The sequence below is a fragment of the Streptomyces sp. NPDC030840 genome (assembly GCF_055572015.1).
This window is the reverse complement of the sequence record NZ_JBVIEE010000006.1, coordinates 119,937-139,821: the sequence shown is the minus strand read 5'-3', so window position 1 is coordinate 139,821 and position 19,885 is coordinate 119,937. Positions and strand designations below refer to the sequence as shown.

Here is a 19,885-nt window from a genome sequence, read left to right as displayed (position 1 = left end):
GCCACTCCTGGTTCAGGTCAGGTACTGACAGGTGGAGCGGGGGGTGTAGACGCCGTGGCCCGCGCGTCCGGTGAACTCCCGCTCAGTGATGACGAGTTCGCCGCGCGAGAGGACCGTCTCGACCCGGCCTGTGGTGCGCTTGCCCTCGTACGCCGAGTAGTCGACGTTCATGTGGTGGGTCTCGGCGGACATGACCTGCTCGGCGTGCGGGTCGTAGATGACGACGTCGGCGTCCGCGCCCGGGGCGATGGTGCCCTTCTTCGGGTACAGGCCGAACATGCGGGCCGGGGTGGCGCAAGCGATCTCGATCCAGCGGCGCCGCGAGATGTGTCCGTCGACGACCGCCTGGTGAAGCAGGTCCATGCGGTTCTCGACGCCGGGGAGACCGTTCGGGATCTTGGAGAAGTCGCCGCGGCCGAGCTCCTTCTGGCCGGTGAAGCAGAAGGGGCAGTGGTCGGTGGAGACCACCTGCAGGTCGTTCGTGCGCAGGCCCTGCCACAGCTTGGCCTGGTGCTCCTTCGGCCTGAGCGGTGTGCTGCACACGTACTTCGCGCCCTCGAAGTCCGGCTCCGCCAGGTTGTCCGTGGACAGGAACAGGTACTGCGGGCAGGTCTCGCCGAAGACGTTGAGCCCCTCGTCGCGTGCCCTGGCCAGCTCGGCGACTGCCTCCATCGCCGAGACGTGCACGACGTACAGGGGCGCACCGGCCACCTGGGCGAGCTTGATGGCGCGGTGGGTGGCCTCGGCCTCCAGCAGGGCCTTGCGGACCTCGCCGTGGTAGCGCGGGTCGGTCTCGCCGCGGGCCAGTGCCTGCTCGACGAGCACGTCGATCGCGATGCCGTTCTCGGCGTGCATCATGATCAGGCCGCCGTTCTCGGCGGAGCGCTGCATGGCGCGCAGGATCTGGCCGTCGTCGCTGTAGAAGACGCCGGGGTAGGCCATGAACTGTTTGAAGGAGGTGACACCCTCCGCCACGAGCAGGTCCATCTCCTTGAGCGTCTCCTCGTTCACATCGGAGACGATCATGTGGAAGCCGTAGTCGATGGCGCAGTTGGCGTCGGCCTTGGCGTGCCAGGCGTCCAGGCCTTCCCTGAGCGAGTGGCCCACGTTCTGCACGGCGAAGTCGATGATGGTGGTCGTGCCGCCCCAGGCCGCGGCCCGGGTGCCGGTCTCGAAGGTGTCCGAGGCGAAGGTGCCGCCGAACGGCAGCTCCATGTGCGTGTGCGCGTCGACGCCGCCGGGGATCACGTACTTCCCTGTGGCGTCTATCGTGTGCTCGGCCGTCCAGGCCTCGGCGGCCGGGGTGCCGCTCGCGGCGAGGGCGGCGATGCGGCCGTCCTCGATCAGGACGTCGGCGTGGATCTCGTCGGACGCGGTGATGACGAGACCGCCGCGGATGATTTTACGGCTGGTCATGTTCCGTCTCCGGAGCGGTAGTTGGTCGCCTGCGGGGCGTATGTGGTTGATCGCGCGGTTCCCCGCGCCCCTTTCAGGGGCGCGAAGAACCCACGTGATTACGGCGCCGTCAGCGGGTCGTACGCCTCCGGGCGGCGGTCGCGGTAGAACTGCCAGCGGTCGCGGACCTCGCGGAGCTTGGTCATGTCGAGGTCGCGGACGACGAGTTCGGTCTCCTTGTCGCTCGCCACCTCGCCGACGAACTGGGCCTCCGGGTCCACGAAGTACGAGGTGCCGTAGAAGTCGTTGTCGCCGAGGTCCTCGACGCCGACCCGGTTGATCGCGCCGATGAAGTACTCGTTGGCGACGGCCGCCGCCGGCTGCTCCAGCTGCCACAGGTAGCGGGAGAGGCCGCGCGAGGTGGCCGAGGGGTTGAACACGATCTCGGCGCCCGCGAGCCCCAGCGCGCGCCAGCCCTCCGGGAAGTGCCGGTCGTAGCAGATGTAGACGCCGATCCGGCCGGCGGCCGTGTCGAAGACGGGCCAGCCGGCGTTGCCCGGGCGGAAGTAGAACTTCTCCCAGAAGCCGGGGACCTGCGGGATGTGGTGCTTGCGGTACTTGCCGAGGTACGAGCCGTCCGCGTCGATCACGGCGGCGGTGTTGTAGAGGACGCCGGGCTGCTCCTCCTCGTACATCGGCAGCACGAGGACGAGGTTCAGCTCCCTGGCGAGCGCCTGGAAGCGCTGGACGATCGGCCCCCCGGGGATCTGCTCGGCGTACTCGTAGAACGCCTTGTCCTGCACCTGGCAGAAGTACGGCCCGTAGAACAGTTCCTGGAAGCACAGGACCTGAGCGCCCTGCGCGGCCGCGTCCCGGGCGGCCTGCTCGTGTACCTGGATCATCGATTCCTTGTCGCCGGTCCACGCGGTCTGGAAGACGGCGGCACGGATCACTCTGCTCATCGGGACCTCCGGTCGCTCGGTGTGCGGCGAGCTTAGGGAGCTTGGAAGCGGGCTTTGAGTTGCACGGTGTCACGTCTGGGGGCGTGTCGCGTGCCACGGTGTCACCCTTGTCCTGACCCATGTTTCACCGCCGTTTTCCCAGGTCTTCCCATGTTTCACAGCTGTTGCGCGGGGTGCGGGCGCGGCTGAAGCGGCGAACCGGGTTCAGCCCTGTTGCGCGTCGTGCGCGAGGAGCGCGATGTGCACGGAGGCGGCCTGCTCGAAGTCGTCGAGGTCGACGCCGAGGCGGGTCTGTATGGCCTCCAGGCGGCGGTACAGCGCGGGCCGGCTGACGTGGTGGAGCTGCGCGGTGCGGGACTTGTTGCGGCCGGTCGCGAGGTAGGTCCGCAGCACGGGAAGGAGGTCGTGTTCGGCGTGGCGGTCGCCGCACAGCAGGCCGTCCAGCTCCCGCTCGGCGAAGGCCTGTACGTGCGGGTCGTCCCGCAGCAGCCTGACCAGCCCGCGCAGGTGGACGTCCCGCAGACGGACGACGACGGGCAGATCGAGTCCGGCCGCCGACTGGGCCACGGCGTCGGCCACGTGCTGGGCCTCGCGCAGCCCGGCGGGCACGTCCTCCCAGGCGGTACGGGCGTCCGCGGCGGCCACGGCCGTCCGGTGGCTCCCCGACTCCGTCCGCAGCCGGGTCGCGAAGTGCGCGGCCAGAGCTTCCGCGTCCTGGTCGCGGGCCAGGCTCAGCAGGACGGCCGTGGCACCCTCGGCGAGTTCGGCGACGAGACCCGAGAGCCCCACCATGCGCAGCACGCGGTCGAGCTCGGCGGGTTCGCCGTGGCGGACGACGAGGGGGACGAAGGTGCGGCGGTTGACCGGGAGACCGGCCGCCCGGGCTCTCGGGAGCAGCTGTCTCGCGGGAACGACCCCGGAGATCAGGTCGGTCAGCAGGCTCTGCGCCGACTCCTCCTCCCAGCTGTGCACGGAGCCGCCGAGCATGTGGTGCAGGACGAGGGCCTCGGCGGCGCGGTCCGCGAGCAGCCGCCCGGTGGCGGTGTCGCCGCGGTAGCCGCACAGCACGATCCGTCCCCAGCGCTCCCCGCGCCCGCCCAGCTCGGCGCGCACCCAGCCGTCGCCCTCGTTGCCGCCGGCCTGGCGGGAGATGCGCTCCCAGTCACGCAGGACGTCGTCGACCGCGGACCGCTCCCCCGCCGTGGCGAGCACCCGGTGGGCGAGGTTGGTGACGACGACGGGACATCCCGCGTGCTTCGCGATCTCCTCAAGGAGGCGTTGCAGCGGGGCGCCCGCGGTGATGAGCCCGGTCAGTGCCGTCCGTACGGCCTCCGACAGGCTGACGGCCGCGAACTTGCGGCGCACCAGCCGCGACTGGACCTCCTCGGTCAGCTCGGCGAAGGGGAACGGCCGGTGCAGTACCACCATGGGCAGCCCGCACCGCTCCGCCGCCCGGCGCATCACGTCGGGCGGCGAGGGGAAGGCCCGGCCGAGTCCGAGGACGACGGCCGCGGCCTCCGCGCGGTGCAGGGAGTGGATGTACTCGGCCTGCGCCTCGGTGTCGCCGGCGAGCAGCACCCCGGTGGTGAGCACCATCTCGCCGCCGCTGAGCATCACGCCGACGTCGGCGGCCTCGGCGACGTGCACCCAGCGCACGGGCCGGTCGAGGTGCTTGGCCCCGGCCACCACCTCGGGCTCTCCGGCGAGCACCCGGTCCAGGGTGAGGACCTGGCGCACCGACAGCGCGGGTGCCAGGGGCTCCAGGGCGGTGGTCATGGTGCGTACCCCTTGCTCAGGAATGACCAGGCAGCGCCGGGTCCGACCAGGTGTTACAAGAGCGTCCTCAGGGCGCTCTCCAGGATCTCCGCGCCTTCCTCCGCCTCGGCGACGGTCAGCGACAGGGGCGGGGCGACGCGCAGCGCACTGGTGTTGTGGCCGCCGCCCTTGCCGATCAGCAGGCCCTGTTCCCGGGCGGCCTCCAGTACGGCGGCGGCCGCGTCCGGGTCGGCCTCGTCCGTGCCGGGCTTCACCAGCTCGACGCCGATCATGAGCCCCCGGCCGCGTACCTCGCGTACGGCGGGAATCTGCGCGGCGATCGCCCGCAGCCGCTCGATGAGCAGCCCGCCGACGCGCCGGGCGTTGCCCTGGAGGTCGTGCTCCAGCAGATAGGTGAGGTTGGCGAGGCCCGCGGCCATGGTGATCTGGGTGCCGCCGAAGGTGGAGATCGAGTTGCTGTCCAGGCAGTTCATGATCTCGGCGCGGGCGACGACACCGCCGATGGACATGCCGTTGCCGATGCCCTTGGCGAAGGTGAGGATGTCCGGCGGCCCGTTCTGCCCGTGGGCCTGCCAGCCCCAGAAGTGGTCGCCGGTGCGGCCCCAGCCGGTCTGCACCTCGTCGGCGATCCACAGGATGCCCTGCGCCTGGAGCACCTCGCGGAAGGCCGCGTACAGGCCGTCGGGGGGTGCGGTGAAGCCGCCGACGCCCTGGACGGGCTCGGCGATGAGGGCGGCGGGCGGGCGGATGTGGCCGAGGAGGTCCGTGAGGTCCTCGACGCAGGCGGCGATGAAGTCGGCGTCGCTCAGGTCGGCGAACGGGCCGCGGGTGCGGACGCCGCCGTGCACGTACAGCGTCTGCAGCGGCGAGAGCGAGGTCGGGGACCAGCCCTTGTTCCCGGTGATGCCGACCGCGCTGAACGAGCGGCCGTGGTAGCTGTTGCGCATCGCCAGGATCTGGTTGCTGCGGCGGTAGGTCGTGGCGAGAAGCAGCGCGGTGTCGTTGGCCTCGGTGCCGGAGGTGGTGAAGAAGACGCGCGCGTCCGGGATGCCGGACAACTTCGCGATCCGCTCGGCGAGTTCGACCATCGGCCGGTTGAGGTACAGCGTGGACGAGTGGATGATCCGCCCGGCCTGCTCGCTGACCGCCTTGGTGACCTCGGGCAGCGCGTGGGCGGTCATCGTGGTGAGGATGCCGCCGAAGAAGTCGAGGTACTTGTTGCCGTCGGAGTCCCACACGTGGCGGCCCTCGCCGTGGGTGATCTCGACGGGGTTCGCGTAGTAGAGGGCGAGCCAGTCGGGCATGACGGCCTTGTGGCGCCCGAGCAGTTCACTTGTCACGGCTGTACCAGTCCTTCGTAGGCGTCGGGTCGGCGATCACGGTAGAACGCCCACTGCTGTCGTACGTCCTCGATCAGGTCGAAGTCGAGATCCCGTACGACCAGTTCCTCGTCCTGGTCGCTCGCGGTCCCTCCCACGAACTGTCCTCGGGGATCGACGAAGTAGCTCGTCCCGTAGAAGTCGTTGTCCCCGTACTCCTCCCGGCCCACACGGTTGATCGCGGCGACGAAGTACTCGTTGGCGACGGCGGCCGCGGGCTGCTCCAGCTGCCACAGGTGGGAGGACAGGCCCCGGTGGGTGGCGGACGGGTTGTAGACGAGCTGGGCGCCGTTCAGGCCGAGCTGCCGCCAGCCCTCCGGGAAGTGGCGGTCGTAGCAGATGTACACGCCGACCTTGCCGACGGCCGTGTCGAAGACGGGCCAGCCCAGGTTCCCCGGTTTGAAGTAGTACTTCTCCCAGAAGCCCTTGACCTGCGGGATGTGGTGCTTGCGGTACTTGCCGAGGTAGGTGCCGTCGGAGTCGATCACGGCCGCGGTGTTGTAGTAGAAGCCGGACTGCTCGACCTCGAACACCGGGACGACGATCACCATGCCGGTCTCGCGGGCCAGCTCGCGCATCCGCGTCACGGTCGGTCCGTCGGGCACGGGCTCGGCCCAGGAGTAGTGCTCGGGTTCCTGGACCTGGCAGAAGTAGGGGGCGTTGAACACTTCCTGGAAGCCGATGATCGCGGCGCCCTGCCTGGCCGCCTCGCGGGCGTGCTCGATGTGCTTGGTGACCATGGACTCGGTGTCCCCGGTCCAGGTCGCCTGGACCAGAGCGGCGCGTACGACGTTGGCCATGTCAGCTGCTCCTTCGACGGGGGACGTCAGAGAGCCTCTACGCCCGTAGAAGCAGGTCATAGAGGCTCGAACGTAAGCCTCCCCGCCCACCTGGGCAAGACCATCGCCGTCAACGGTACGAGTCGATCATGTTTCACACCCCTCCGGGTGACCGCGTGTGCCGCCTCAGGCGGCGAAGCCCGCGACCCGGAGGGCGTGGACGAGGTCCCAGTAGCGCTCCTCCGACACGCGCCGCGCGGCCTGAAGGAGCAGGGGTCCGACGCGCTGCGGGTCGGCCTCGGCGCTCCGGGCGGCTTCTTCGGGCGTACGGATGCGCACGTACGCGTCCAGGAGCGCGCGCACCTCCCGGTCGCGCCCCTCACGGGCGAGCGCGAGGACCGCGCCACCGATCTCGCCGGCCGGGCGGGCCACGCCCTGCCGCAGCATCTGCTCGCCGTCGGTGGTGCGCCCCGCCGCGGCCAGCGCGTCCGCGGCGGCGACCAGCTTCTCCGCGGGCAGTGAGGCGGCCTCCCACAGGAGAGTGGCCCAGTCGGCGCCGAGGCCCGCGCGGTGCAGTGCGGCGGCGAGCAGCGGGTAGCGGGCGGCGGGCCAGTGGGCGGCTTCGACGAGCAGGGCGTGCGCCTCGCCGCTGCGCCCCTCGCGCCGCAGGGCGATCAGTCTCTCGACGGTCAGGGTGACCTCCTGGCGCTCGGCGTCGTCGAGCGGCCGGCGGCCCTCCGGCTGGGGCGGCGGGGCCCCGGCCGTGTCGGCGGCACCCGCGAAACGGGCGCCCCGGGGTGAACGGCTCCTGGGGGCGGCAGGGGCCGGTGCCGCTGCGGGGGCGGCGGCCGGGGGCGTCTCCTCGGCGTCCGTCATCCAGGCGTAGCGGGCGCCGCCGCGGGGGCGGCGTTTGGTCTTGGTGCGCTGCTTGGGGGCCGGGTCGGCGGAGGTTTCGGTGGGGGGCTCGGGGGCGGGGGCGGTCCTGCCGGGGACCGGGTCGGCGAAGGTTTCGGTGGGCGACTCGGGGGCCGGGTCGGGGACGGGGGCGGTACGGCCCTGCCACGCGGGACCGAAGGGCTCGTCGGCGCCTGGGGCCGCGGGGGCATCGTGGGCGTGTGGGGCGTCGGAGGCCACGGCGGCATGGGCGCGGGCTCCGGCCCGAGAGTCGGTTTCGTCCGCGTGTCGGGCGCCTGCCGCTGCTTCCGCCGGGTGTTCGTGACGGTCCGGCGCCCCGCCGGTGCGGCCGTGTCCACCGCGGTCCCGTACCCGGAAGACGGCTCCGGCGTCCGCGTCCGGGAAGCGCTGCGCGGGCGCAGGCGCGGCGCGGTGGTCGAGGTCCGCGAGGCGGGCGCGGAGCTCGGCGCAGCGGGCCGTGGCGCGTTGGTGGTCGTCCTGGGCCCAGGCCAGGTCGAGACGGAGGGACTCGGCCTCGTCCAGGGTGGCGGCCGCGCGCAGCCGGTGGGACAGCTCGGCGGCGCGTTCGGCGGCGTGGCGCTGTTCGCGGATCATGACGCTGAGGTGGTCGCCCAGCGCGTCGCGGGCTCCTGGCCCGGAGTCGTGGGCGACGACCGAGGCGCTGTGCAGCGCGCGGGCCCGCTCGGCCTCCTGGGCCGCGGCCACGGGGCCGTATGCCGTGGCGAGGTCCTGGAGGAGGGCCTCCACCACGTCCCACGGAGGGACCTCCCGGCCGTCGAGGCAGGCACGCATGCCCTCGGGATCCCGCTGCCAGAACACCGCGCACCAGCCGCCGGCCGGATCGAGCCGGGTCAGCAGCTTGTTCAGGTAGCTCGCGAACTCCCTCGCCTGCACGGGGAGTTGGTCCACAGCCATCGCTCGACTCCCGCCAGACTGGAGTGCTCCGGGCTCGTAGAAAACACCAGCCGTGTTACGGGACTGCTACAGGGGCTTTTCGTACGAGGCGCAGTGCGCTCTGCGGGGTCGAGTGATGCCTGTGCGTGACCCGCGGGGCCGACCCTAGGCCGCGGCCACCGGTACGCACCGGCCGACGAGGTCGTCCATCGACAGACCGAGCACCTGGGCCAGCGCCGCCACCGTGAAGAAGGCCGGGGTCGGAGCGCGGCCGGTCTCGATCTTGCGGAGGGTCTCGGCGGAGATCCCGGCGGCCGTGGCGATCTCCGCCATGCTCCGGCCGCCGCGGGCTTCGCGCAGCAACCTCCCGAGCCGCTCGCCGCGCTCACGCTCTTCGGGTGTCAGGGGGTTGCGGACCATGGACCCATTCTAATACCGATCGCCGCCGGCCGGACCGTCACGACAGCAAGACCCTGGCGGTATAGTAATTGCGCAACACCGGTATAGTAATTGGCATGGTGGAACTGAAGACGGACGCGTCGATCGACGCGATGTACGAGACGGGACAGGTCGTCGGGCAGGCGCTCACGGCGGTACGGAAGGCCGCGGAGGTGGGGGTCTCGCTTCTGGAGCTGGACGAGGTGGCGCGGGAGGTGTTGCGCCAGGCGGGCGCCGGGTCGCCCTTCCTCGGTTACCGCCCCTCCTTCGCGCCCACGCCCTTCCCGGCCGTGATCTGCGCCTCGGTCAACGACGCGATCGTGCACGGCATCCCGACGGCGTACCGGCTGCGGGACGGCGACCTGGTGTCCATCGACTGTGGTGCCCAGCTCGGCGGCTGGGCCGGCGACTCGGCGATCAGCTTCGTCGTCGGCACACCGCGCCCGGCCGACCTACGGCTGGTCGAGACGGCCGAACGCGCGCTGGAGGCGGGCATCCGGGCCGCGGTGGTCGGCAACCGCATCGGCGACATCGCGCACGCCATCGGCTCGGTGTGCCGTTCGGCCGGATACGGCATCCCGGACGGCTTCGGCGGCCACGGCATCGGGCGCCGTATGCACGAGGACCCTCCAGTGCCGAACGAGGGCCGTCCCGGCCGTGGGATGCGGCTGCGGCACGGGATGGTGCTGGCCATCGAGCCCATGGTGATCGGTGGGGGCGGGGACGGGTACCACGAGGCGCCGGACGGGTGGACTCTGCGGACCAACGACGGGTCCCGGGCGGCTCATGCGGAGCACACGGTGGCGATCACGGAGTCGGGGCCGCGGGTGCTCACTGAACGGTGAGCGCCGTTGCAGTGCGGCTCGTCTCCGGCTGCGGGTTGTCCGTGGCTTGTCGCGCCCGCGCGGCGGAGCCGCACGGTGTCACAGCCCCGCGCCCCTTATCAGGGGCGCGACCCGAGAGGCGCTGGATAACCTGCCCCATGCATCTCAGCTACGGCACCCCCTCCGACGCCGACCGCATCGCCGCCCTGCACACCGCCAGCCGGCGCAGTGCCTACGTCGGGCTGCTGCCCGCCGAGTACCTCGACGGCCCCCTGCGCGAGGAGCACCGCGCCAGGTGGCGGGCCCGCACGGCAGAGCCCTCGGGACGGCTGCTGCTGGCCGAGGAGGGTGACGAGCTGGTCGGATTCATCCATCTCGACGTTCGGGACGGGCGCGTCCACGTGGACAACCTGCATGTCCGGCCCGGACGGACGGGCACCGGGATCGGGTACCGCCTGCTGCGTCACGGCTTCGCCTGGGCCGCCCGCGAGCACCCGGGGCGGGACGTCTTCCTGGAGGTGCTGCGGGGCAACGCTGCCGCGATCGCCTTCTACGAGCGTGCGGGCGGCCTGGCCACCGCCGAGCGTTCGGTGACCATCGCCGACGGCATCGAGGCCGACGAGATCGAGTACACCTGGACCGCCACCGCGGTCGGCCGCCTCGCGGCACTCCAGGACCAGGGAGGTCAGGTGTAACACAGGGGTGATCGGGCACTCGCGTGCCGAACGAACACCTCGATCGGCGAGGGCGCCCGGAGCCGTGCCACGAGTCCGGCCCCGGCCCCGGAACGGATGGCCATGACCAGCGGGTTTCCCGGTCCGCAGGGCTACGGCCCGGACCCCTTCGGAGAGTTCCTGGCACGCTTCTTCGGCGGGCCGCACCCCCAGCGCGTCGACATCGGACGGCTGATGAGCAGGCAGGCCCGGCAACTGGTCGCCGACGCGGCCGCGTACGCGGCCGATCACGGCAGCAGCGACCTCGACACGCAGCACCTGCTGCGCGCCGCGGTATCCATCGAACCCACCCGAAGTCTGCTGGCGGGCGCCGGCGCCGACCCCGACTCACTGGCCACCGAGATCGACGAACGCATCGGTCCGGCCGGACAGCAGCAGGGAAACGGCCCGTCGCCCGCGTCTCTCGCCCTGACCCCCGCGGTCAAGCGCGCCCTCCTCGACGCCCACGAGCTGGCCCGGATCAGGGGTTCCGGCTACATCGGTCCCGAGCACGTCCTCAGCGCCCTGGCCGCCAACCCGGACTCGGCGGCCGGGCACATCCTGAACGCCGCCCGGTTCTCCCCTCCGTCGCTGCCGCCCGAGTCACCGGAGCCCTCGGCGGCGGGCTACCCGCCGGGCGTCCAGACCCGCCCCGACCGTCAGCAGCGCGGGCCCACGCCGACCCTCGACAAGTACGGCCGCGATCTGACCGACCTCGCGCGGCAGGGCCGTATCGACCCCGTCATCGGCCGTGACGAGGAGATCGAGCAGACCGTGGAGGTGCTGTCCCGGCGCGGCAAGAACAACCCGGTCCTGATCGGTGAGGCGGGCGTGGGCAAGACCGCCATCGTGGAGGGCCTCGCGCAGCGCATCTCCGACGGTGACGTGCCCGACATCCTGTCCGGCCGCCGCGTGGTCGCTCTGGACCTGTCCGGCGTGGTCGCCGGGACCCGCTACCGGGGCGACTTCGAGGAGCGGCTGACGAACATCGTCGACGAGGTCCGCGCCCACTCCGACCAGCTCATCGTGTTCATCGACGAGCTGCACACGGTCGTGGGTGCCGGAGCCGGCGAGAGCGGCTCGATGGACGCGGGCAACATCCTCAAGCCGGCCCTCGCGCGCGGCGAGCTGCACATCGTGGGCGCGACGACGCTGGAGGAGTTCCGCAGGATCGAGAAGGACGCGGCGCTCGCCCGCCGGTTCCAGCCGATCATGGTGCCCGAGCCGACCGTCTCGGACGCGCTGGAGATCCTGCGGGGCCTCAGTGACCGCTACGAGGCCCACCACCAGGTCCGCTACACCGACGAGGCACTCGTGGCGGCCGTGGAACTGTCCGACCGCTACATCGCCGACCGGCAGCTCCCGGACAAGGCCATCGACCTGATGGACCAGGCGGGCGCCCGCGTGCGGCTGCGCGCCGGCACGAAGGGCACCGACACCCGGGCCCTGGAGCGCGAGATCGAACAGCTGACCCGGGACAAGGACCAGGCGGTCGCGAGCGAGCAGTACGAGCAGGCCACACAGCTGCGCGACCGCATCGTGGAGCTGAAGAAGAAGGTCGGCGACGCGGGGACCGAGGTGCGGTCGGCCGACGACGGGCAGCACCTGGAGGTCACCGCCGAGGACATCGCAGAGGTGGTCTCACGCCAGACCGGCATCCCCGTCAGCAGCCTCACCCAGGAGGAGAAGGAGCGGCTGCTCGGCCTGGAGGAGCACCTCCACCAGCGGGTCGTCGGACAGGACGAGGCGGTGAGCGCGGTGTCCGACGCGATCCTGCGCTCGCGGGCGGGCCTCGCCAGCCCCGAACGGCCCATCGGCAGCTTCCTCTTCCTCGGCCCGACCGGTGTCGGCAAGACGGAGCTGGCCCGCGCGCTCGCGGAGGCGCTGTTCGGCAGCGAGGAGCGGATGGTGCGGCTCGACATGAGCGAGTACCAGGAGCGGCACACCGTCAGCCGTCTCGTCGGCGCCCCGCCCGGCTACGTGGGCCACGAGGAGGCCGGTCAGCTCACCGAGACCGTGCGCCGCCACCCGTACTCGCTGCTCCTGCTGGACGAGGTGGAGAAGGCCCACCCGGACGTCTTCAACATCCTGCTGCAGGTCCTCGACGACGGGCGGCTCACCGACGCCCAGGGCCGGACCGTGGACTTCACCCACACCGTCATCGTGATGACCAGCAACCTCGGCTCCGAGGCGATCTCCCGGCGCGGTTCCGGTCTGGGCTTCGCCGCGGGCGGGGCGGAGGCCGACGAGGAGGCGCGGCGCGAGCGGATCCTGCGTCCGCTGCGGGAGCACTTCCGGCCCGAGTTCCTCAACCGCGTCGACGAGATCGTGGTCTTCCGCCAGCTGACCGCCGAGCAGTTGCGCCGCATCACCGATCTGCTGCTGGAGCGGACCCGGCGCCGTCTGCACGCGCAGGGCGTCACGATCGAGTTCACCGAGCGGGCCGTGGACTGGCTGGCCCGCCACGGCCACGAACCCGAGTACGGCGCGCGTCCGCTGCGCCGCACCATCCAGCGGGAGGTCGACAACCACCTGTCCCGGCTGCTCCTGGACGGCCGGCTGTCGGCCGGCCGCCGGGTGGTGGTGGACGCGGAGGACGGCGGGCTGACGTTCGACACGCCTGCGCCACCGTCCGCCGCGGCCTCCGGCCCGGACCTCGCCACCGGATAGCATCTGCCGGGTTGAGGTGCCTTGACGGCTGCGGGTGCGTTGTGGCTCGTCGCGCCCACGCGGCGGAGCCGCATATGTCACAGCCCCGCGTCCCTTTCAGGGGCGCACCACCATCGCCGAGCCGCCCCCACGCCGTACCGTCTCCGCCGCCGCGAGCCACTTGCCGTTCGGCAGCCGCTGGACACCGGTCGCGGCGCCGATCTCGGGGTTCTGCCGGAACCCGTGGCCGACGGCTTCGAGCTTCGCCTTCAACGGGCTGTTCCACAGGCCCGGTTCGAGTTCGGTGGTGGTCTGGTTGCGCTGGCTGGCGCGCGGCGCGGCGATCGCGTCGACCAGCGGCAGGCCACGGTCGAGGAAGCCGGTCAGCGTCTGGAGCACGGTCGTGATGATGGTCGCGCCGCCCGGCGAACCGAGCGCCACCACGGGCTTGCCGTGCTTGTCCAGCACGATCGTCGGCGACATCGACGAGCGCGGGCGCTTGCCCGGACCCGGCAGGTTCGGGTCGTGGACGGCCGGGCTGGCCGGGGTGAAGGAGAAGTCCGTCAGCTCGTTGTTGAGGATGAAGCCGCGGCCCGGCACGGTGATGGCGCTGCCGCCGGTCTGCTCGATGGTGAGCGTGTACGAGACGACGTTGCCCCACTTGTCGGCCACGGTGAGGTGGGTCGTGCTGTCGCCCTCGTACGTCGTCGGGGCCGCGGTGCCGCTGGTGTCGCAGGCCGCCGGGTTGCGCGGGTCACCGGGCGCGACCGGGCTGGTGAGCACCGCGTCGTCCTTGATAAGGCACGCACGCGAGTCGGCGAACTTCTGCGACACCAGTTCCTTCGTCGGCACGTCCTCGAAGGCGGGGTCGCCTACCCAGCGCCCGCGGTCGGCGAACGCGATCCGGCTCGCCTCGATGTAGCGGTGCAGGTACTGGACGTCGCTCGCCTTCGACAGGTCCGTCCTCTCCAGGATGTTGAGCGCCTCGCCGACGGTCGTGCCGCCCGACGAGGAGGGCGCCATCGCGTACACGTCGAGGCCGCGGTACGCGGTCTTCGTGGGCGCCTGGCGCTTGGTGCGGTACGCGGAGAGGTCCTTCAGCGACAGGTCGCCGGGGCGGGCCTTCCAGTTCGACGCCGGGTCCACCGGGGGTTTGTTGACGGTGTCGACGATCTCCTCGGCCAGCTTGCCGTCGTACAGGGCGCCGACGCCCTTGCGGCCCATCTCGGCGTACGTACGGGCGAGATCCGGGTTCTTGAAGGTGGAACCGACGACGGGAAGCTCGCCGCCCGGCAGGAACAGCTTCGCCGTGTCCGGGAAGTACCGGAACCTGGTCTCGTTGGACGCCGTCTGCGCGCGGAAGGTGGCGTCGACGGTGAACCCGCCGCGGGCGAGCCGCTCGGCGGGCTTCAGCAGGGTGCCCAGCCGCTTGCTGCCCCAACTGCCCAGCGCCGCCTGCCAGGTGGCGGGCGTGCCGGGGGTACCGACGCTCAGGCCGCTGCTGACCGCTTCGGCGAAGGGGATCGCCTTCCCGTTCTCCACGAACAGGTTCTCGTCGGCGGTCAGCGGCGCGGTCTCGCGGCCGTCGATGGTGTGCACCTTGCGCGTCCTGGCGTCGTAGTAGACGAAGTAGCCGCCCCCGCCGATGCCCGCCGAGTACGGCTCGGTGACGCCGAGGGCCGCGGCCGTGGCGACCGCCGCGTCGACCGCGTTGCCACCGGCGCGGAGTACCTCGATACCGGCGGCCGAGGCGTCCGGGTCGACGCTCGCCACCGCGCCGCCGTGGCCGACGGCGACGGGCTCCTTCTCGACACTGTCCTGCCCTGCGGAGGGTGGCGCCGCCGCCCCCACCGACATCACCATGGCCGAAACCGCCAGAACCGCCAGTCTCCGTGCGACGGGGCGAGCCATCCGCTACCTCCAGTTGACGACCGTCCGCGCAGCGTAACCCGGTTGCCATGGGCGCGTCAGGCGCACCACGCACAGACCCGGACAGCGTCCGGGAGCGCCCGCTACCATGCGCGCCCATGAATGACGACGTGCGCACCCTCGTCCTGGCGGCGATCGTGGCGGTCATCGCCGCCGCGCTGGGCTGGACTGCCCGGACCCACCTGTGGAACCGGAAGCTCCGCCGCAAGCAGGCCTTCTTCGGCTTGCCCGAGAACGCCGAGTCGCTGCTGGTGGTCAACCGCGAGGCCGCGGGCGGCCCGGATCTGACGGTGACGCGTCACGACGTGTCCGCGCTGCTCGAACTCTCCGCGCTCATCAAGGACTGCGGTGCCAACGCGCAGATCGTGGCCCACGACGCCACCCAGCAGGGCTTCGGGGAGCGCACGGAGTTCTGCGTCGGGCACCCGGCGCCGAACCGCCGCATGGCGGCCCACCTGGCGTCCCTGCTGCCCGGCGTGCAGGTGAACTCCGACCCCGAACCAGGGCCGGACCGGGGCGCGTTCCTGATCGGCAAGGAGCAGTACCGGCTGGAGCCGGGGCGCAGCGAGTACGTGCTCCTCGCCCGGCTCACCATGGACCAGGGGCACGCGGCCCGCCCGGTGTTCCTGTTCTGCGGTCAGCGCGCGGTCACCACCCAGGCCGCGACCCGCTATCTGTCCCGCAACCACGAGCGGTTGGCCCGCAAGCACGGCGACAGCACCTTCGTCCTGCTGCTGAAGGTCGTGAACTCCCAGGCGTACGGCCCCGATGTGGTCGAGCTGGTCGCCGACGTGACGAAGGCGGCGCAGACTCCGATACCGGCCGTGGTTCCGCGCAATTCACACCGCGCCTCCTAGGTTTCAACACTTTTCAACAATCGTTACCCGCGCGTAACTTACCGACGGGTTACCTCCGGTAAACGGCCGCGGTTACCGTCGGGTCACTTTGCACTGACACGAGTGAGGAGTGACCCATGGTTCAAGGGGGCGCGAACCGCCTTCGAACAGGGTGGCGGCGGGCGACGGGTGGGCATGCGCGCAACGCCCTGCGTACGTCCGCCGTCGGTGCCGTCTCGGCGACACTGGTCGCCGGGACGTTCGCCGGCCTGGCCCCGGCCGCCCAGGCCGCCGCCCCGTCGGTCCGGTTCGTCGACATCACCGGCGACGGCGGCACGACCCTCAAGGCCAACGTCGTCACACCCGCGGACGCCGACGGCTCCCGTACCTACCCGCTGATCGTGCTGCCCACGAGCTGGGGCCTGCCGCAGGTGGAGTACCTGGCCCAGGCCCGGAAGCTCGCCGACTCCGGCTACGTCGTGGTCAGTTACAACGTGCGCGGCTTCTGGCAGTCGGGCGGCTACATCGAGGTGGCCGGCCCGCCCGACACGGCCGACGCCTCCAAGGTGATCGACTGGGCGCTCGCCAACACCCCGGCCGACGCGCGGAAGGTCGGCATGGCGGGCCTGTCGTACGGCGCCGGGATCAGCCTGCTCACCGCCGCGCACGACAAGCGCGTCAGGGCCGTCGCCGCGCTGAGCGGCTGGGCGGACCTGATCGACTCCATCTACTCGGGCCGCACCCAGCACGCTCAGGCGGCCGCCCTGCTGGACGGCGCCGGGGAGATCACGGGCCGCCCGAGCCCGGAACTCCGCGAGATCTTCAAGAACTTCTTCGCCTCGAACCTGGCGAAGGAACAGGACATGATCGACTGGGGGAAGAAACGTTCCCCCGCGACCTACGTCGACAAGATCAACACCAATGGCGCGGCGATCATGCTGGCCAACGCCTGGGGCGACTCCGTCTTCCCGCCCAACCAGTACGCCGACTTCTACGAGAAACTGACCGGTCCCAAGAGACTGGAACTGCGCCCCGGCGACCACGCGACGACTGAGATCACCGGGCTGCTCGGCCTGCCGAACGACGTGTGGACGGACACCGAGCGCTGGTTCGACCACTACCTCAAGGGCGAGAACAACGGCATCGACCGCGAGCAGCCCGTCCAGCTCAAGTCCCGTTCCTCGGGCGGCTACGAGGGCTACCCGGACTGGAAGTCCGTCAGCGCCACGAACAGGAAGATCGCCCTCGCGGGCACCACCACGATCCACACGAACGTCAACTCCGGCGCGGACGGCGGCCTCATCTTCCTGTCGAGCGTCCTCGACCAGGTGGCCCAGCTGCCCCCGATGGCGTCCATTCCCCTGCTGCCCCGCCGGTGGGCCGCCGTGTGGCGGTCGGAGAAGTACGCCTCCACCCAGCAGGTGCGGGGCACCGCCCGGCTGCACACGACGGTCACCAGCACCAAGGAGAGCGGCACCCTCGTCGCGTACCTCTACGACGTGGGGCCGCTCGGCCTCGGCAAGCTGGTCAGCAACGCGCCGTACACCTTCCACGGGCAGACGCCCGGCAAGCCGTTCGGCGTCGACCTGGAGTTGTTCTCCACGGCCTACGACGTTCCCGCGGGTCACCGTCTCGCCCTCGTCGTCGACACGGTCGACCCGCTCTACATCGAGCACAACCCGTCCGGCGCACAGCTGACCTTCTCCTCACCGCGGCACGATCCCTCCTATGTGTCGGTGCCGCTGCGCGAGCAGTGATCTCCGGCTGCCACCGGGCGGGCCTGGCCTTGTGAGCTGCTGCCCTCCCCCTACGGTCCCGGGTCCCGAACGGGGCTGAACGGCACATCGTAGTCCACCGACTGACGGGAGGCGGTGGGGTGTTCGACCGCCCCGGGACCAGGGCCGTCACCGCCGGCGGCCGACGGTCGCCCTCCTGTCCTCTCCGGGCTGGGCAGGGTCAGCCCTCGGCCACCTCGGCGTAGAGCTGCGAGAGCTGCGGGGCGCCGTTGGCCGCCCACTCGTGGCCGGTGGCGACCACGTCGATCTCCCGGCCGCTGGCCAGTCGCACGACGGGCCGGCCACTGGCCAGGATCGCCCAGCTCGTTCCCGGGACCGTGCGCACGATGACGGTGCCGAGGTAGAGCCCCGCGTCGTTCCCCAGCCACGGCAGCATCTCCTCGTCGTCGCGCCAGCGCGGCACGAGCTGGTCGAGCGCCTCCAAGGAAGCGGCGCTGTCGTCGAGTTCGACACCCGCGTCGTCCGCCTGCGAGCGCAGCACCTCGCACTCGGCGAGCAGCCTCCCGATCTCCTCGTGCCCCTCGTTGTCGCCGTCATCACCGGGGAACACCGCGACCCCGGAGGCGGGACCGTGCTTCTTGCGCCATTGGCCCAGGAAAGGGATGCCCATACCACCAGCGTCGCATTCACGCCCCCCGGCGCACCACAGGCGCGCGGAACCACCTGTTCCAGTGGACTTCCTCCCCCGGCGTTCCGGTGGAGTTCGCCGCGAGTTCGCGCAGGCCTCATTGACGGGTTTCTGACACCTCTTTAGCTTCAGGGCGCAACTGTCACCTCAGTGGTCCAGGAGAGGGGTCGCGCGTGCGTCGACGCGTGTGGGGTACGGCTGTCGTGCTCGGCCTGTTGGCGGCTCTCACGCCGGTGGCGTCCGCCCGGGCCGCCGGTACCGCGGGCTCGTCCGGTGGAGGTCCGCTCCCACTGGAGCGGCACTTCGACAACAGCGCCGTCAGCGACGACGCCCGGCCGGGCGAGGCGGACTTCGACGGCTCCGGTGCCTCGCTGTCGGCCCAGGACCTGGCGGCGGCGGGCTGGACGCCCGGGCGCTCGCTGACGGTGCAGGGCGCCCGTCTGACGTGGCCGCACAGGGCGGCGGGGCAACCGGACAACGTGCGCGCCGACGGTCAGTCCGTACGGGTGCGGGGGCGCGGCGACGCGCTCGCCTTCCTCGTCGCGGGCACCGGCGGTACCGACTCGGGCGGCACGGGCACGGTGCGGTACGCCGACGGCACCCGCTCCGCGTACCGTCTGACCGCCTCCGACTGGCGCACCGGTCCGCTCGCCACCAAGGCGGTGGCGCTGCCGCACATCAACACACCGGACGGCCGGCTCGCCGAGAAGGCACGGCTGTACGTGGTGACGGTTCCGGTCGCGCGCGGGCGTGAGGTCGCGTCGGTGTCGCTGCCCCGTGACCGGGACCTGCATGTCTTCTCCCTGTCGGTGCGGCCCGTGACCCGTGGCTGGACGGGGAGTTGGGCCCGCTCCTCCTCCGGCTACACGGCCGTGGGGCCGTGGACGGACCGGACGCTGCGGCTCGTGGTGCACACCTCCGCGGGCGGGCCCCGGGTGCGCGTCCGGCTCGACAACACGTTCGCGAGCGCGCCGGTGCGGATCGGGAACGCGACCGTGGCCGTGCAGGCCGAGGGGGCTGCCGCGCGGAGCGCGCCCGTGCCGCTGTCGTTCGGGGGCGCGGCGGGGACCGACATCCCGGCGGGGGCGCAGGCGTTCAGTGACCCGCTGGGCTTCGAGGTGCCCGCTGACGCCAACCTCCTGGTGAGTTTCCACCTGCCGGGGACGGTCACGGCGGCGCCGGTGCACCGGATGGCCCTGCAGACCTCTTACGTCAGCGAACCGGGCGACCACGCGAGCGAGGGTTCGGCGACGGCGTACACCTCGACGATCACCACCTGGCCACTGCTGACCGGGGTGGACGTGGGCGGCGGTCCGGGGTCCGTCGTGCTGCTCGGCGACTCGATCACCGACGGCGACAAGTCCACGCCCGACGCCAACCGCCGCTGGCCCGACGTCCTCGCGGGGCGGCTGCTGCGGCAGAACACGGTCCCGCGCTACGGGGTCCTCAACCACGGCATCTCCGCGAACCGCCTGGTCACCGACGTCTACTCCGGCGACGGGGTGTCGACCAGCACGGGCGGGGTCAGCTCCCTGCACCGCTTCGACCGCGACGTCCTCGCCCAGACCTCCGCCCGGAGCGTCGTGGTCTTCCAGGGTGTCAACGACGTCCGCTGGGGCGCCACGGCGGACCAGGTCATCGCCGGGCTGCGCGAGATCGCGGCCCGGGGGCACGCGCGGGGGCTGCGCGTGCTGGCCGCGACGATCGCGCCCTGCGAGGGGGAGGCACGGTGCACGGCGGCCGTGGACGCGGAGCGCTCCGCGGTGAACGCGTGGCTCCGGGAGGCCGGGGAGTTCGACGGCGTGCTCGACTTCGACGCGGTGTTGCGGGACCCGGAGCGCCCCTCGCGGATGCTGCCCGCGTACGACAGCGGGGACCATCTGCACCCGGGCGACGCGGGGCTCGCCGCGCTGGCCGACTCGGTGGATCTGGGCGCGCTGGTTCGATGACCGCCTCCTGGGAGCTCCGCCCC

The 19,885-nt window shown here is 71.8% G+C and carries 15 protein-coding genes; 6 read left to right on the top strand and 9 right to left on the bottom strand.

Annotated features, from left to right (window positions below; translation table 11 throughout):
• Nucleotides 1-12: 12 nt before the first annotated feature.
• The 7 genes from hydA to ACZ49J_RS15810 form a co-directional block, all read right to left on the bottom strand.
• On the bottom strand, nucleotides 13-1,416 hold the full coding sequence (hydA, locus tag ACZ49J_RS15840; protein ID WP_467453106.1) for a dihydropyrimidinase: 1,404 nt from the start codon (nucleotides 1,414-1,416) through the stop codon (nucleotides 13-15).
• 98 nt (nucleotides 1,417-1,514) lie between these two features.
• Nucleotides 1,515-2,357 carry a nitrilase-related carbon-nitrogen hydrolase gene (locus tag ACZ49J_RS15835; RefSeq protein ID WP_467453107.1) on the bottom strand — a complete coding sequence of 281 codons (843 nt, stop codon included), beginning with the start codon at nucleotides 2,355-2,357 and terminating at the stop codon, nucleotides 1,515-1,517.
• A gap of 204 nt (nucleotides 2,358-2,561) precedes the next feature.
• Nucleotides 2,562-4,133 (bottom strand): PucR family transcriptional regulator, encoded by a 1,572-nt coding sequence (locus tag ACZ49J_RS15830; protein ID WP_467453108.1) that lies wholly within the window; start codon nucleotides 4,131-4,133, stop codon nucleotides 2,562-2,564.
• Between the two features lie 53 nt (nucleotides 4,134-4,186).
• Entirely contained in the window at nucleotides 4,187-5,473 is a 1,287-nt protein-coding gene (locus tag ACZ49J_RS15825; protein ID WP_467453109.1) for an aspartate aminotransferase family protein, read from the bottom strand.
• Nucleotides 5,470-6,312 (bottom strand): nitrilase-related carbon-nitrogen hydrolase, encoded by an 843-nt coding sequence (locus tag ACZ49J_RS15820; RefSeq protein ID WP_467453110.1) that lies wholly within the window; start codon nucleotides 6,310-6,312, stop codon nucleotides 5,470-5,472. The genes ACZ49J_RS15825 and ACZ49J_RS15820 overlap by 4 nt, the downstream gene beginning before the upstream one ends.
• A gap of 165 nt (nucleotides 6,313-6,477) precedes the next feature.
• Nucleotides 6,478-8,121: a hypothetical protein gene (locus tag ACZ49J_RS15815; RefSeq protein ID WP_467453111.1), complete on the bottom strand. Its 1,644-nt coding sequence runs from the start codon at nucleotides 8,119-8,121 to the stop codon at nucleotides 6,478-6,480.
• A 144-nt stretch (nucleotides 8,122-8,265) separates the two neighbouring features.
• Complete coding sequence (locus tag ACZ49J_RS15810) at nucleotides 8,266-8,520, bottom strand: helix-turn-helix domain-containing protein (RefSeq protein ID WP_467453112.1); 255 nt, start codon at nucleotides 8,518-8,520, stop codon at nucleotides 8,266-8,268.
• Between the two features lie 95 nt (nucleotides 8,521-8,615).
• On the opposite strand from ACZ49J_RS15810, the gene map reads away from it, so the two are divergent.
• From map to ACZ49J_RS15795, 3 genes are all read left to right on the top strand, one after another.
• Nucleotides 8,616-9,383 (top strand): type I methionyl aminopeptidase, encoded by a 768-nt coding sequence (map, locus tag ACZ49J_RS15805; protein WP_467453113.1) that lies wholly within the window; start codon nucleotides 8,616-8,618, stop codon nucleotides 9,381-9,383.
• A gap of 137 nt (nucleotides 9,384-9,520) precedes the next feature.
• Nucleotides 9,521-10,057, top strand: a complete 537-nt coding sequence (locus ACZ49J_RS15800) for a GNAT family N-acetyltransferase (RefSeq protein ID WP_467453114.1) — start codon at nucleotides 9,521-9,523, stop codon at nucleotides 10,055-10,057.
• Nucleotides 10,058-10,159: 102 nt separating this feature from the next.
• The gene (locus ACZ49J_RS15795; protein WP_467453115.1) at nucleotides 10,160-12,745 is read left to right on the top strand and encodes an ATP-dependent Clp protease ATP-binding subunit; all 2,586 of its coding nucleotides are present in this window, start codon (nucleotides 10,160-10,162) and stop codon (nucleotides 12,743-12,745) included.
• Between the two features lie 96 nt (nucleotides 12,746-12,841).
• Here ACZ49J_RS15795 and ggt read toward each other — a convergent pair whose 3' ends face one another.
• Nucleotides 12,842-14,635: a gamma-glutamyltransferase gene (ggt, locus tag ACZ49J_RS15790; RefSeq protein ID WP_467453116.1), complete on the bottom strand. Its 1,794-nt coding sequence runs from the start codon at nucleotides 14,633-14,635 to the stop codon at nucleotides 12,842-12,844.
• A gap of 116 nt (nucleotides 14,636-14,751) precedes the next feature.
• On the opposite strand from ggt, the gene ACZ49J_RS15785 reads away from it, so the two are divergent.
• Both ACZ49J_RS15785 and ACZ49J_RS15780 read left to right on the top strand, forming a co-directional pair.
• A complete protein-coding gene (locus ACZ49J_RS15785) occupies nucleotides 14,752-15,510 on the top strand; it encodes a hypothetical protein (protein WP_467453118.1) in 759 nt (252 codons plus the stop codon).
• A gap of 116 nt (nucleotides 15,511-15,626) precedes the next feature.
• Nucleotides 15,627-17,246, top strand: a complete 1,620-nt coding sequence (locus ACZ49J_RS15780) for an alpha/beta fold hydrolase (protein WP_467453119.1) — start codon at nucleotides 15,627-15,629, stop codon at nucleotides 17,244-17,246.
• Nucleotides 17,247-17,445: 199 nt separating this feature from the next.
• Here the strand turns inward: ACZ49J_RS15780 and ACZ49J_RS15775 are convergent, their stop codons facing one another.
• A complete protein-coding gene (locus tag ACZ49J_RS15775) occupies nucleotides 17,446-17,895 on the bottom strand; it encodes a DUF6278 family protein (RefSeq protein ID WP_467453120.1) in 450 nt (149 codons plus the stop codon).
• Nucleotides 17,896-18,086: 191 nt separating this feature from the next.
• On the opposite strand from ACZ49J_RS15775, the gene ACZ49J_RS15770 reads away from it, so the two are divergent.
• A complete protein-coding gene (locus ACZ49J_RS15770) occupies nucleotides 18,087-19,862 on the top strand; it encodes an SGNH/GDSL hydrolase family protein (RefSeq protein WP_467453121.1) in 1,776 nt (591 codons plus the stop codon).
• Nucleotides 19,863-19,885 lie beyond the last annotated feature (23 nt).

Bases quoted from the DNA above. Each gene is read 5' to 3' on its own strand.
- hydA (WP_467453106.1), bottom strand. From the start codon at position 1,416: ATGACCAGCCGTAAAATCATCCGCGGCGGTCTCGTCATCACCGCGTCC.
- ACZ49J_RS15835 (WP_467453107.1), bottom strand. From the start codon at position 2,357: ATGAGCAGAGTGATCCGTGCCGCCGTCTTCCAGACCGCGTGGACCGGC.
- ACZ49J_RS15830 (WP_467453108.1), bottom strand. From the start codon at position 4,133: ATGACCACCGCCCTGGAGCCCCTGGCACCCGCGCTGTCGGTGCGCCAG.
- ACZ49J_RS15820 (WP_467453110.1), bottom strand. From the start codon at position 6,312: ATGGCCAACGTCGTACGCGCCGCTCTGGTCCAGGCGACCTGGACCGGG.
- ACZ49J_RS15815 (WP_467453111.1), bottom strand. From the start codon at position 8,121: ATGGCTGTGGACCAACTCCCCGTGCAGGCGAGGGAGTTCGCGAGCTAC.
- ACZ49J_RS15810 (WP_467453112.1), bottom strand. From the start codon at position 8,520: ATGGTCCGCAACCCCCTGACACCCGAAGAGCGTGAGCGCGGCGAGCGG.
- map (WP_467453113.1), top strand. From the start codon at position 8,616: ATGGTGGAACTGAAGACGGACGCGTCGATCGACGCGATGTACGAGACG.
- ACZ49J_RS15800 (WP_467453114.1), top strand. From the start codon at position 9,521: ATGCATCTCAGCTACGGCACCCCCTCCGACGCCGACCGCATCGCCGCC.
- ACZ49J_RS15795 (WP_467453115.1), top strand. From the start codon at position 10,160: ATGACCAGCGGGTTTCCCGGTCCGCAGGGCTACGGCCCGGACCCCTTC.
- ggt (WP_467453116.1), bottom strand. From the start codon at position 14,635: ATGGCTCGCCCCGTCGCACGGAGACTGGCGGTTCTGGCGGTTTCGGCC.
- ACZ49J_RS15785 (WP_467453118.1), top strand. From the start codon at position 14,752: ATGAATGACGACGTGCGCACCCTCGTCCTGGCGGCGATCGTGGCGGTC.
- ACZ49J_RS15780 (WP_467453119.1), top strand. From the start codon at position 15,627: ATGGTTCAAGGGGGCGCGAACCGCCTTCGAACAGGGTGGCGGCGGGCG.
- ACZ49J_RS15775 (WP_467453120.1), bottom strand. From the start codon at position 17,895: ATGGGCATCCCTTTCCTGGGCCAATGGCGCAAGAAGCACGGTCCCGCC.